The organism is Pedobacter sp. (assembly GCF_965249885.1).
Lineage (GTDB): Bacteria > Bacteroidota > Bacteroidia > Sphingobacteriales > Sphingobacteriaceae > Pedobacter.
Genome location: NZ_OZ252254.1, coordinates 820589 through 833150, shown reverse-complemented (window position 1 = coordinate 833150; position 12562 = coordinate 820589). Strand labels below are relative to the sequence as shown.

The 12562-nt window shown below is 38.4% G+C and carries 12 protein-coding genes; 2 read left to right on the top strand and 10 right to left on the bottom strand.

What is annotated here, in order from left to right:
- Window positions 1-81: 81 nt before the first annotated feature.
- From rodA to purN, 10 genes are all read right to left on the bottom strand, one after another.
- A complete protein-coding gene (gene rodA / locus ACY2A0_RS03530) occupies window positions 82-1344 on the bottom strand; it encodes a rod shape-determining protein RodA (RefSeq protein ID WP_461788217.1) in 1263 nt (420 codons plus the stop codon).
- On the bottom strand, window positions 1328-3310 hold the full coding sequence (mrdA, locus tag ACY2A0_RS03525) for a penicillin-binding protein 2 (protein WP_461788216.1): 1983 nt from the start codon (window positions 3308-3310) through the stop codon (window positions 1328-1330). Before mrdA ends, rodA begins: the two co-directional genes overlap by 17 nt.
- Complete coding sequence (locus ACY2A0_RS03520; RefSeq protein ID WP_461788215.1) at window positions 3311-3826, bottom strand: rod shape-determining protein MreD; 516 nt, start codon at window positions 3824-3826, stop codon at window positions 3311-3313.
- The gene (gene mreC, locus ACY2A0_RS03515; protein WP_461788214.1) at window positions 3823-4656 is read right to left on the bottom strand and encodes a rod shape-determining protein MreC; all 834 of its coding nucleotides are present in this window, start codon (window positions 4654-4656) and stop codon (window positions 3823-3825) included. The genes ACY2A0_RS03520 and mreC overlap by 4 nt, the downstream gene beginning before the upstream one ends.
- Window positions 4657-4694: 38 nt before the next feature.
- Window positions 4695-5057 carry a four helix bundle protein gene (locus ACY2A0_RS03510; protein WP_461788213.1) on the bottom strand — a complete coding sequence of 121 codons (363 nt, stop codon included), beginning with the start codon at window positions 5055-5057 and terminating at the stop codon, window positions 4695-4697.
- A gap of 36 nt (window positions 5058-5093) precedes the next feature.
- Window positions 5094-6116, bottom strand: coding sequence for a rod shape-determining protein (locus tag ACY2A0_RS03505; protein WP_055132282.1), 1023 nt, complete (start codon window positions 6114-6116; stop codon window positions 5094-5096).
- 512 nt (window positions 6117-6628) lie between these two features.
- Complete coding sequence (purH, locus tag ACY2A0_RS03500) at window positions 6629-8155, bottom strand: bifunctional phosphoribosylaminoimidazolecarboxamide formyltransferase/IMP cyclohydrolase (protein ID WP_461788212.1); 1527 nt, start codon at window positions 8153-8155, stop codon at window positions 6629-6631.
- Between the two features lie 166 nt (window positions 8156-8321).
- On the bottom strand, window positions 8322-9836 hold the full coding sequence (locus ACY2A0_RS03495) for a DUF4394 domain-containing protein (protein WP_461788211.1): 1515 nt from the start codon (window positions 9834-9836) through the stop codon (window positions 8322-8324).
- A 58-nt stretch (window positions 9837-9894) separates the two neighbouring features.
- Window positions 9895-10209, bottom strand: coding sequence for a hypothetical protein (locus ACY2A0_RS03490; protein ID WP_461788210.1), 315 nt, complete (start codon window positions 10207-10209; stop codon window positions 9895-9897).
- A 147-nt stretch (window positions 10210-10356) separates the two neighbouring features.
- A complete protein-coding gene (purN, locus tag ACY2A0_RS03485; RefSeq protein WP_113638734.1) occupies window positions 10357-10935 on the bottom strand; it encodes a phosphoribosylglycinamide formyltransferase in 579 nt (192 codons plus the stop codon).
- Between the two features lie 231 nt (window positions 10936-11166).
- Between purN and rpsT the strand changes: the two genes are divergently transcribed.
- Window positions 11167-11421, top strand: coding sequence for a 30S ribosomal protein S20 (gene rpsT / locus ACY2A0_RS03480; protein WP_113638735.1), 255 nt, complete (start codon window positions 11167-11169; stop codon window positions 11419-11421).
- 72 nt (window positions 11422-11493) lie between these two features.
- A complete protein-coding gene (locus ACY2A0_RS03475) occupies window positions 11494-12546 on the top strand; it encodes a redoxin domain-containing protein (RefSeq protein ID WP_461788209.1) in 1053 nt (350 codons plus the stop codon).
- Window positions 12547-12562 lie beyond the last annotated feature (16 nt).

Here is a 12562-nt window from a genome sequence, read left to right as displayed (position 1 = left end):
TAATAGTCTGGATGTTCGTCTAAGATGATTTTTACCGAATACTGTCAACTAGTTCCTAATCCCTAACTCCTAGACACTATCTTAAATAAATCCCATCCTGTTGGAATCTAATTTCAAGAAGATAAATAGCAATATGGTAAAACTCCACAGAGAGGATCCACCATAACTAATAAACGGCAATGGTATCCCAATTACTGGCATAATGCCAATCGTCATTCCAATATTGATAAACACGTGGAAGAAAAGAATGCAAGCAATACTGTATCCATACACTCGGGAAAAAACGGATCGCTGTCGTTCGGCCATGTTAATTATACGCAATAGTAAAAAGCAATAAAGGCCTATAACGACAAAGCAGCCAACAAATCCCCATTCCTCTCCAATAGTGGAGAATATAAAGTCAGTACTTTGAGCGGGCACATATCCAAACTTAGTTTGCGTACCCTCTAAAAAGCCACGCCCAGTGAGCTGTCCTGCGCCAATTGCAATCTTGGATTGTCTTACGTTATAGCCTGCACCTTTATTATCTGTCGTAAGTCCCAAAATTAGCTCTATACGGGTGCGCTGGTGAGGTTTCAATACATTTTCGAAAACGAATTTGGCGACAAATAAATACGCCACAGCAGCCAAGGTGATAATTCCTATGTTAACGATTCGCCTGATTTTTTTTCTCGAGTTGTACGCAAATAAGGCACCTATAACTAAAATTGCAAAAATTAGTAGGCTAGGGGCAACAAAGAGATTCAAAATAAATAACAACACTGCTCCCCAAAAAATAATCAATAGGTTGCCAGGTAATCCTTCTCTGTATAATGGAAACATAAATGACAGGAAAACTAACATCGATCCCGCATCGGGCTGAAGCATAATTAACGCCATCGGTAACATAATGATGGCTGCACAAATAGCGATAGGTTTTAAAGTATTCAGTTTGATATTGAACGAACTGATATATCTCGCCAACAATAAAGCTGTGCCAAATTTAGCAAATTCAGAAGGTTGTAGCCTGAATGATCCAATAGGTATCCATGCTTGGTTACCGCCCACGTTTCTGCCCACCACCAATACCGCTACCAAAAGTAAAATGGTTATTCCATAAACAATAGGCGCAAACACACTGAAAAACTTCGCATCTAACAATAAAATAGATAAGCCTAAAACCAGTGCAGAAATAATGAAAATCAATTGCTTTCCGTATTCGTCGCTAAAGTTAAATGCGGTTGAAGTATCTGGGTCAAAACGCACAGAAAAAATATTAACGAAACCAATAGCACACAAAGCCATATAAATTAATATGGTGATCCAATCAACGTTAAAAAAGAATCTGCTATTTTGCTGTTGCATTTTTTCTTGTTAAGATAGCACTTTTGTTAATTTTTTTTAATGGAGCTGGTCTAATAGGCGCTTTTTGCTTTGTAGAATCTACTTTGCTGGTGTCCACTTTTAATTTAGGTTTAGCAGGAAGTTTATCTTTTAAAATTGGGAGTAGGTTATCTGCTTTATATTGTTCTATTGTTGCGCCATTTATTCTTCTGCCTTTCAAACTATCGGTTAAGTATTTTTCGGTGATGAAACTTGCGATAGGAGCTGCGTACGCACCGCCGTAGCCGCCATTTTCTATAATCACTGCGATGGCGATCTTCGGATTTTCACGAGGGGCAAAGCCAATAAACACCGAGTGGTTTTTACCGTGTACGTTTTGTACCGTTCCCGTTTTGCCGCACATCAAAATGCCGGGTATACGAGATTCTGTAGCTGTACCGATAGACGTATTGACTGCGTCCTGCATTCCATCTATAACAGGGTCAAAATATTTAGCATCAATATCTACATAGTGCTTTTCTTTATATTTAGGGTCAATATGTTTATCGTTACCAATACCTTTAACTAGGTGCGGTTTAATATAGTAGCCCCTGTTTGCAATAATAGCCATAATATTCGCCATTTGTAGCGGAGTAGTGGTTACTTCACCCTGTCCAATACCTACTGATAAAATGGTGGTATAACCCCAATATTTGCTATAACGTTTGGTGTAGTCGTCGGCAGTAAATAGTTTATACGCACTTTCTCCAGGGAAATCGATTCCCAGCGTATCGCCGATACCAAATTTGCGAACTTTTTCCTGCCATTCATCGTAAGCTTTGTGCTGACTTTGGCTTTTCAGTCCTTTTTTGACCATCATTTTTGCGAAAATAGTCCAAAAATAGGTGTTGCAAGATCTAGCTATACCTTTTCGCAGGGCGATATTTCCATCTACGTGTTCACATTTAAATCTCCTGTTTCCAGCTTGGTAATACCCGGGACAGTTGAACGTGGTGTTCGGGTCAATAACGCCATCCTGTAGTGCAATTAATGCATCTAAAGGTTTAAAAGCAGAACCTGGAGAGTAACGTCCTTTTATAGGACGCACAAACAATGGACGATAAGGATTAGCAGAAATTTGCTGATAGTTTTTTCCAGTTTCTCGGCCTACCATTTTATTTGGATCGTAACCCGGGCTGCTTACAAAAGCCAAGATTTCGCCAGTGTTGGGTTCAATGGCCACAATACTTCCCAACTTATTAGCCAATAGCTGTTCTCCAAGTTTTTGCAATTCCACGTCAATGGTGGTCGTAAGTTGTTCCCCTGCAACAGCTAGGGAGTCAAAGCGGCCTTCAGCATAGCTTCCCTGAGCTACATTGTGCACATTATATAGAATTCGTTTAATTCCTTTTTGCCCTCTTAAATCAACTTCGTATTGCTTTTCTAAACCCGATTTTCCAATGTAATCGCCGGGACGGTAATAACCTTGAAATCTATCAATCTCTCTTTGGTTCACCTCCTTGATATAGCCTAAAAGCTGTCCGCTAATACTATCCGGATAATACCTGATAGTTCTTTTTTGCACGTCGAAACCTTTATAATTTGCCATGCGCTCCTGCAAGGTGGCATAAGTTTCTATGGAGAGTAGTTTTTGAAAAATTGATGCCTGATATCGGGAATAAACCTTTGCCTTTCTGAACTTTTCCCGAAATTCGGTGATATCAATCCCGATAATGCGACAAAGTGAAAGGGTGTCAAATGGCTTCACCTCATTTGGCGTTACCATTAAATCGTAAGTAGGCTGGTTTTGTGCCAAAACTTTACCTTTCCTGTCTACAATTACTCCTCGGGCTGGATAAATAAACTGTTTCTTTAAGGCGTTATTATTTGCATCCAGAAAATACTTGTCGCTGGCCACTTGAATATAGAACAACCTGCCTAGCAGTACAAGTGCTAGCAAAACAAAAAGTCCCTGAATAATGTATTTTCTGTTAAACAGTTGATCCATTTATGCCGATTTTCTATTGTGGAAAATAAACTCCACAAGTAATACAGTAAATAGCGTAAAAACAACACTTAATAAAGTTCTACTCAAAGTGTAACTCCACGAGCTGAATTTAAAAGCTTCTAGAAAAAATAAAATTAAGTGGTGTACAAAAATACACAATACTGCATACAAAGAAAACCACCTAAGCCCCATATTGCCCAATGTTGGTTCAGGCTCGTCGGTTGCATCGCGGTTTAAGCTAATTGAAATAAATAAAGTACGCACAAATGCCATGGCAATACAGGCGCTGGTATGTACTCCCAAGGTATCATAGAACGCATCAAGCGTAATGCCTGTGGCAAATGCCAAAATATAAAGTAAAAGGTTGGGCGTTTGAAAAGGTAGAATTAGTATAAAAAGAACATAAACAAATGGTGTCGAAAGATTGTAAAATGCCAGGTTACGGAGCAAGAAAATTTGCACAAATAAAAGTGTCATCCATCTTAGTAAGTTGATGATTAATAGTCTTCCGCTCATCGTTTAACCTCCTGCTGTAGTTCCTTTATTTCGTTGGCTAACTTATCTTTTATCACATACACATATTGTAACGTACTAAAGTTGTTAAATAGTGAAATTTCTAAAGTCATAAAATTATCGCCCGTACTCACACCAGTATTCGTTACTTTACCAACTTCAACCCCTCTAGGGAAACCTCCTGATCCAGATGTGATGATGGTATCGCCAACTTTTACTATATAATGGTTGGGGATCTCTTTCACGTAAGCTTTACGGTAATCAAAGTTATTATCACCCCAAACTAAGCTTCCAAAAGCATTATCCTTTTTTAGTACCACGCTAACAGCTGTTTCTTGATTCAGTAAAGGCCTAATTGTAGCAAAATTTTCTGATACATTCTGTACGAAACCCACCACACCTTTTCCCGGAGATATCACAGCTAAATCCTTTTCGATTCCATCCTTAGCGCCTTTATTAATTGTGATGATATTATTGGTTAGCGTTACCGAATTTTTGATCACCTTAGCCGCTATTAATGTATATTGCACTTGATTAACGCTATCTTTAATCCTGGTAAGTTTGGTACTGTCGGCATTTAAAATTGCCATTAACTGGGTTTTCAACAGCGCATTTTCGGTTGCGAGACTATCATTTACTTGACCCAAATTAAGATAACGTTTGATAACGTTCAGTCGTTTATAAGCAGTGCCCACAACTTCATTGGTGGAATTGAGCACAGTGCTGCGCTGATAAGCATTGTTACGTATGGCTAAGATAATGCCAATAGTAAAAAATATGATGAAAAAGAAAAATGCGTTGTATCTGCTAAGAAAAATCCAAAGGTTACGCATTCTGATTTACGATTTTAGAGTTACGATTTACGATTAATTTACAACTTTTGATCTTTCTTGCGAATGGTAACTATCGAAGATACCACAATGGACAGTAATTCGTTTGCTTCTCGCCAATTTTCTTGGATAACTTGCTTTCTATCCGCGTTAAACTCTGCTAATAATTCGAGAAAGAACATCGTCTCATCTAGTTCTTCTTCAACAATTTTAAGTTTATTCAAAAAATCAGCTGTAGATTTAGCTCTGCAGGCGGCTCGATAGTTTGCACCAACAGAGCTCGAGCATCTTATCAACTGATTTGAATAATTCTTATTTATCACATTATTGGGAAGTTCGATTATTAATTTTGCAATTGATATCGAATATGCTTTAGTTCTTGCTTTTAAAGTTTCGCTATTCATCAATCGTAAATCTAATATCTACGTTCGTAAATCCCCTTATTGCATTAAAAATTTAAAGTTGCCGATGTTCTTTAGCGCAATGCCTGTGCCGCGTACAACAGCACGTAAAGGATCTTCAGCAACGTGAACAGGCAATTTAGTTTTAGCTGCCACACGTTTATCTAGTCCTCTTAACAAAGCACCTCCACCAGTTAAGTAAATACCAGTTTGGTAAATATCAGCAGAAAGTTCAGGAGGCGTAATCTCCAAAGCTTTTAAAATAGCTTCCTCAATTTTAGAGATCGATTTATCCAAACAATGCGCAATTTCGGTGTACGAAACTGTGATTTGCTTAGGCACGCCAGTCATTAAATCACGTCCTTGAACTGCAAAATCAGCAGGCGGATCGCTCAATTCTGGAAGTGCAGCACCAACTTCAATCTTAATCTTTTCCGCAGTACGGTCGCCAATCATAATATTGTGCTGTCTGCGGATGTAGTTTACAATATCCGAGTCAAAGTTATCACCAGCTACACGAATAGATTGATCGCAAACAATACCCGAAAGTGCAATAACGGCAATCTCGGTAGTTCCGCCACCAATATCGATGATCATATTTCCCATCGGTTCTTCCACATCAATGCCAATACCTACAGCAGCAGCCATCGGTTCGTGGATCAAATAAACTTCTTTGGCTCCGGCAATTTCAGCGCTATCACGTACGGCTCGTTTTTCAACTTCGGTAATACCAGAAGGGATACAGATTACCATTCTCAATGAAGGGAACATCCAACCTTTGCCTCCGTTTAGCATACGGATCATTCCTTTAATCATGGCTTCAGCAGCATTAAAATCTGCAATCACACCATCTTTCAAAGGTCTAACCGTTCTAATATTATCGTGGGTTTTGCCCTCCATTTGCATGGCTTGGCGGCCTATGGCTATAATTTTGTTGGTTTGTCTGTCGAAAGCCACTATCGAAGGCTCATCAACAACAACTTTGTCATTATGTATAATTAGGGTATTCGCTGTGCCAAGGTCAATGGCAACTTCTTGCGTAAACCAGTTAAATAATCCCATGTAAAAGGTATGTTATCGTTTGTATTAACAAATATGTCTAATATCCTAAATGTAAAATTAGGTAAATTATTATATTAAGTGTGTTTTTTCTCCTTGAAAATCACAACCAGTATGTTTTTTAAAGTTAGTCCCGCTTTCCGCTTCAATCTTTTTGTTTGCTCCCTGCTGTCATTCCGAGTTTCGAGGAATCTATTTTTGACATTGCTTGTCGATAGATCCTTCTCCCGAAAATTCGGGATCCGGATGACAGGTAAACAAAAAGTATTTCCGCTTCAATCGGGTTTAATTAACTTCCGTTCTTGCTAAAAAACTCACAACTTAACAATCGCTTTAAGATTGCTTCGTCGTTCCTCCTCGCAATGACGGGACGTTTAATCCCTCTCTGCCTGTTGGCATCTCTCCCCGAGGGAGAGAAAAGCTTTTGGGTAAGTTTGTACTCTTTAAACTAATTCCTAACTCCTGATCCCTAATCCCTAATCCCTAATCCCTAACACCTAACACCTAATCCCTAACTAGTGCTTAAAATGTCTTACACCTGTAGTTACCATTGCAATGCCTTTTTCATTGGCTTTAGCTACTGAATCAGCATCTTTAATAGAACCACCTGGTTGCAATACAGAAGTAATACCAGCATCAGCGGCAATTTCCACGCAGTCAGGGAACGGGAAGAAAGCATCAGAAGCCATAGCGGCGCCTTTTACGCTAAATCCAAATGATACTGCTTTTTCGATAGCCTGTCTTAATGCATCTACCCTTGAAGTTTGACCAACGCCACTTGCAATTAAAACATCATCCTTAACCAAAACAATAGTGTTAGATTTGGTGTGTTTCACTATTTTGTTAGCGAAATGTAGGTCTTTTAATTCTTGTGCAGTTGGCGCTTTTTCAGTAACGGTTGTCATTTGATCAGGACCTTCAATAATTAAATCTTTGTCCTGCTCAATTACGCCGTTTAATAAAGTTTTGAATTGTTTTTTGTTCAATTCAACATAGTTACGTTTTAAAATAACTCGATTTTTCTTAGTTTTAAATAGCTCGACAGCAGCTGCCTCGTAACTTGGGGCAATCAATACCTCAAAAAACAAGTTGTTTATTTCTTGAGCCGTAGCTAAATCAATTTCTCTGTTGGCAATCAATACACCGCCAAATGCCGAAACTGGATCGCAAGCCAAAGCATCAATCCAAGCTTGCTTAATACTGCTTCTAGAAGCTACGCCACAAGCGTTGGTGTGTTTTAAAATAGCAAAAGTAGGTTCTTCGAATTCATCAATTAAACTCACCGCTGCATCTACGTCTACCAAGTTGTTGTAGCTAAGTTCTTTTCCGTTTAGTTTGGTGAACATCTCATCTAAATTGCCGTAAAATGTTCCTTTTTGATGCGGATTTTCACCATAACGCAAAGTTTGTGCGCTAGCAATACTTTCTTTGAATACGTTTAAAGGTTCTTCGTTATTGAAGTAGTTGAAGATGGCAGTATCGTAGTGAGAAGAAGTATGGAACGCTTTTTTGGCGTAGGACTTACGTTGTGTCAGTGTAGTTGCGCCATCTTGTGCTTGCAATTGTTCTAACAAAGTAGAATAATCATCTTTTGAAGCGATAATTACAACATCGTTAAAGTTTTTTGCTGCAGCTCTAATTAAAGAAATACCACCGATATCAATTTTTTCAATGATTTCTTCATCAGTGCCGCCATTTTTTACTGTTTCCTCAAACGGATATAAATCAACGATTACCAAGTCAATTTCTGGAATTTCGTATTGTGCAATCTGCTCTTGATCACCCGCCAAACTTCTGCGGTTTAAAATGCCTCCAAAAACTTTTGGGTGTAACGTTTTTACACGTCCACCTAAAATAGATGGGTAGCTAGTTAAGTCTTCCACAGCGGTAACCGGAACGTTTAGGTCTTTAATAAACTGTTCTGTTCCGCCGGTGCTAAATAAGGTTACACCTTGTTGGCCTAAATACTCAACCAATGGTGCTAAACCATCTTTGTAATAAACTGAAATTAAGGCATTTTTGATCTTTACTGATTGGCTCATTTTGATGGTATTGTTTTGAGCCGCAAAGGTATGAAAATCAGACGATTTTTAGAGTAGCTTTTTGAAATAAAATTAGATGGTGTGGCTTACTAAAATTGAAATGAAATTTTCTGGTATGCCGTGTTTAAAAAAGTCCCTGCTAAACAAGCAGGGACTAAATTGAGTATTAAAAACCTAAGCCAACGGTAAAAGCTCTTACAGGGGTGGCTATGATAGCTAATTGTGTTGCTGCACCAGTGTTTAAGTTCACCGTGTAAATGCGTTGCGTTGTTCCTACGGTGAAAATGCCGTAAGCTATGCCTGTTGCGCCGCCAATATCAAAGCCGTTACTGCCTTCCACGTCAATTCCCAATGGACCAACATCAACCAAGGTTCCGTTGTTAGGTGGGTCTTGTTTATATAAGCGGTTGGCAGTAGCATCAATATCAAACAGTACAGTTGTTGTGGCGCCAGCAAAATTGTTGGTGTATGCAGCGCCGGTTACAGCGGTATTGGCTAAGGTTATTGCACCATCCACGGTTAAGGTTGCGTCCATAGGATTCACTCTCAAGTTCTGACCCAAATGGCTTACAATCCTTATTCTGTCAACAGTAGGGTTGAAATCGAAACCAAAATGTGTTCCTGATAGCAAAGTGCTTAGCGGATTAGCGCTTATAGCCGTAGCTGCACCCGATGATGCGTTGATGGTATAAATTCTGCTAGTGCTGCCCAATGCGTACAGTTGTCCGTTCAGTGGACGCATGTCTAAGCCAACAATACTTTCGCCGGTTTGTATACCTGTAATAGTTTTAACTACAATGCTAGGATTTGCACTCGTGTGGTTGAAAATCAAAAGCTCATTGTTGTTTGATACTGCATAAGCTACTGGAGCTGTTGGTATGGCAAGTCCTATTATTTGCTGGCCAAAATCGCCAATTTTGCCTGCTTTTCCGGTAGTTACATCAATAGTAAATAAGCCGTATTTTCCATTGTTTAATAAGGCAGCAAGTGCAACACCTTCTGAGCTGATATCAAAGCCACCAGCTTCATCAATGTCGTAGCCTAAATCGCCAACTTCTACTAATTTTCCATCATTTGGTGGATCTTGTTTGTACAGTTTGTTGGTGGTTGCATCAATATCGAAAAGTACGGTGGTAGCTGCCCCAGCTTTGTTTTCTGTGTAGGCTACGCTTCCGATTTTCACATTGCTTACGCCGTTGATGTTCATATCAGTAGCGGCTACTGTTCCAGTCTCTGGATTTAAGCGTAAATTTTGGCCGTTAGAGCTTACCAATCTGATTCTGTCTACCGTTGGGTTGAAATCAAAACCAAAAGCTGTACCTGTTATAGCGGGGCTAAAAGGTGTGCTATTTATTGCTCTCGCTGCTCCAGTTTTAGGATCAATCACATAAACCCTACTGCTATTGCCCAGTCCGTAAAGTTGTCCTGTAGCTGGTCTGAAATCGATGCCAACAATTTGTTCGCTGGTTTGTAGACCGGTGATGCTCACTTGGGCATTAACAATTTGAGGGTTTTGTGCATTAACCATCAACAATTTATTGTCGTTTGTTAATAGGTAAACATTAACGTTTGGCCCCATTACCAAACTTTCGCCAGATTTGTCTTTTTTGCAAGAGGTTAGGGCGAATAAAATAGAAAGTAGCAGTGTCGCTATAAGCGATACCTTTTTGTCATTCATCATGATTTTAAGAGTTAAGATTAATTAAATTGGTGAGTGTTTTACCAGGCGATGTTTTTGCTTATACAAGCGGTGGTCGTTGGGGGATTTCTAAGAAAGTGTCGCAAAGCGAAGGTGTTACTGATCTAAAAACTTGTGCTAGCATTGTTTTAAAGAATAGTACGCTAATGGAGGCAACCATGAAATCTTGAGTTTTGCCAAGCTTAATGGATGGGTAAATTTCGTCGATGTCGCAAGCGTCAACGCTCATGGCATACGCTGAGCTGATACTAGCTGCGGGTACTCGCTTGCTTTGTGGTTTTGCGCTTTCTTCAATGTGGCGTACAAAACCCAATAGCAAAAAGAAAAATACGAAATAGGTAATGGTTCTTCCCATAAGCTTGAGCCTCCGTTCGTTTTATTGAACTAAGCTCATTTACGAGACAGAAAGAAATTTGGTTTTAACTTTTTTGAAGTTTTGTGTGAACGATTTATCTTCGGTCAAAATCATTCAAAAAGCTAAATAGGTGGATGGTGTGATGACTTACTTTTTTATTTTCCTAATCAGCATTTCTACCACTCGGGGGTAATGTAGATGCTCCAATTGCTGGCCTTTAAATTTGATCATCTCTAAATTGTCGTCTTTTTCTATGCGGTATTTAGCCTGATAGATGAACTCACCTTCATCATAATGTTCGTTGACGTAATGGATGGTGATGCCGCCTTCAGTTTCGCCTGCCGCTATCACTGCTTTGTGTACGTTGTCGCCATACATTCCCTTTCCGCCAAATTTAGGCAGCAAAGCTGGATGGATGTTGATGATGCGGCCGGGGTATTCTTTTAATAAATTTTGTGGGATAAGCCATAAAAATCCCGCTAGTACAATTAGATCGATGTCTAAATTTTTTAGCAGGTCTAATACTTCATCAGTTTGGTAAAACTCCTGTCGGTCAAAAATATGGGATGGAATTTCAAAGCTGTCTGCTCTTTGTAGCACATACGATTCGGGATTATTGGTAAGCACTAGTGCAACTTCGGCTTCGGTACTACGTTTGAAATGCTCCATTATCTTTTGGGCGTTTGAGCCTGAACCTGAAGCAAAAATGGCTATACGTTTCTTCAAAATTATATGTTTTTTTCAAAAATAACATTTTAGCTGTTTTTGAACTAATTTCGAACCAAAAAACCTAAATTTGCATCGCTGGAATTAAAAGGTATAAGTAATTACTGGCCAAAACCTTCAGGCCAAAACCGTTATAAGAAAAATTTTTTTAAAAGCATTTTGCAATTAAAAATATTACCTCTATATTTGCAGTCCGAAAATAAAAACAGAGAAGAAATAAAAGGCTAAACAATGGCAAATCATAAATCAGCATTAAAAAGAATTAGAGCAAACGCTGCAAAACGTTTACGTAACAGATATCAAGCTAAAACTACACGTACTTTCATTAAAAGATTGCGTGCTGCTGAAGATAAAAAAACAGGATTAGAATTGCTTCCGAAAGTAATTTCTATGTTAGATCGTTTAGCTAAGAAAAACGTAATCCACAAAAACAAAGCTTCTAACAATAAAGCTAAGTTGACGAAATTCGTTAACAACTTGAAATAGTCGCTTTTTTTAACGATATTAGAAACGGTGTCATCGAAAGATGATGCCGTTTTTTGTTCTAAAAAAAATGCGATGAAAAAAATAACTCTCTTTTTGGCTGTTTTCTTGTTAAGCGATCTTGCTTTCGGTCAATCCAAATTTGAAATTTTTGGTAAATACAAAACTCCCGTAGATGGAATGATGAAGGTTTCTTATGGAGATGGCAAATCGGATTCTATAGCTATCACAAATGGAAGCTTTAAATATAATGGCAAAGTAGAAGCTCCATACGTTATAACGCTATTTGCTGAGTTGAAAAATGTCCCATCGGAATTAAGAGCTGTAGGTGTAGTTTTTTTTGTTGATAGTAAACCTACAATTGTAGAGTTGGATACCCTGACAAGAAAAACATCCAGATTTAATTATATAGATACTAAAGTAACATTTCTTCAGAAAAGTATCTTCCAAGAAAAACTTGATCTGCTTAGAAATGAATTAAGTGATTTAAACGTTTCCAAAGAAGAGGATAAGAAGAAAGGTGAGGAAATTGTATTGGCCAATATAGCTAAAAATAAATCTGAAAAAGAGCGAAGTATCCTTATTAACTGGAATTCAAGATTTTTATCGAATGAGAAGATTTTAGAGTTATATAATGGTTTTAGCGATAAAACCAAAGCATCTTCTCACGGCATTCAAATCAAAAATGCGGCACTGACAAAGTACATTCTCAAGGTTGGAGACATGCTGCCGTCCTTTTCTCAAAAGGATACTAAGGGCAAGATGCTAAATATTTCCGATTTAAAAGGTAAATATGTTTTGATCGATTTTTGGGCGTCTTGGTGTGTTCCGTGCAGAAAAGAAAACCCAAATTTGGTAAATGCGTTCGCTAAATTTAAAGATAAAAACTTTGATATTTTGGGTGTTTCCCTGGATACCAAAAAAAGTAATTGGTTAGAGGCAATTACTACAGATGCCTTAGCTTGGAAGCATGTTTCCGACCTTAATGGTTGGGATAATGAGGTTTCTCAGATATTCAACATCAAATCGGTTCCTTCAAATATTCTCATTGATAAAGAAGGAAAGATAATTGCAATAAATTTAAGAGGTGAGGCTTTAAACAAAAAGCTCGAAGAAATCCTCCTCTAAATAAAAACCAACACCT

What these genes read in the sequence shown, in the direction of transcription:
- rodA (WP_461788217.1), bottom strand. Translation starts at nt 1,344, where the DNA reads ATGCAACAGCAAAATAGCAGATTCTTTTTTAACGTTGATTGGATCACC.
- mrdA (WP_461788216.1), bottom strand. Translation starts at nt 3,310, where the DNA reads ATGGATCAACTGTTTAACAGAAAATACATTATTCAGGGACTTTTTGTT.
- ACY2A0_RS03520 (WP_461788215.1), bottom strand. Translation starts at nt 3,826, where the DNA reads ATGAGCGGAAGACTATTAATCATCAACTTACTAAGATGGATGACACTT.
- mreC (WP_461788214.1), bottom strand. Translation starts at nt 4,656, where the DNA reads ATGCGTAACCTTTGGATTTTTCTTAGCAGATACAACGCATTTTTCTTT.
- ACY2A0_RS03510 (WP_461788213.1), bottom strand. Translation starts at nt 5,057, where the DNA reads ATGAATAGCGAAACTTTAAAAGCAAGAACTAAAGCATATTCGATATCA.
- ACY2A0_RS03505 (WP_055132282.1), bottom strand. Translation starts at nt 6,116, where the DNA reads ATGGGATTATTTAACTGGTTTACGCAAGAAGTTGCCATTGACCTTGGC.
- purH (WP_461788212.1), bottom strand. Translation starts at nt 8,155, where the DNA reads ATGAGCCAATCAGTAAAGATCAAAAATGCCTTAATTTCAGTTTATTAC.
- ACY2A0_RS03495 (WP_461788211.1), bottom strand. Translation starts at nt 9,836, where the DNA reads ATGATGAATGACAAAAAGGTATCGCTTATAGCGACACTGCTACTTTCT.
- ACY2A0_RS03490 (WP_461788210.1), bottom strand. Translation starts at nt 10,209, where the DNA reads ATGGGAAGAACCATTACCTATTTCGTATTTTTCTTTTTGCTATTGGGT.
- rpsT (WP_113638735.1), top strand. Translation starts at nt 11,167, where the DNA reads ATGGCAAATCATAAATCAGCATTAAAAAGAATTAGAGCAAACGCTGCA.
- ACY2A0_RS03475 (WP_461788209.1), top strand. Translation starts at nt 11,494, where the DNA reads ATGAAAAAAATAACTCTCTTTTTGGCTGTTTTCTTGTTAAGCGATCTT.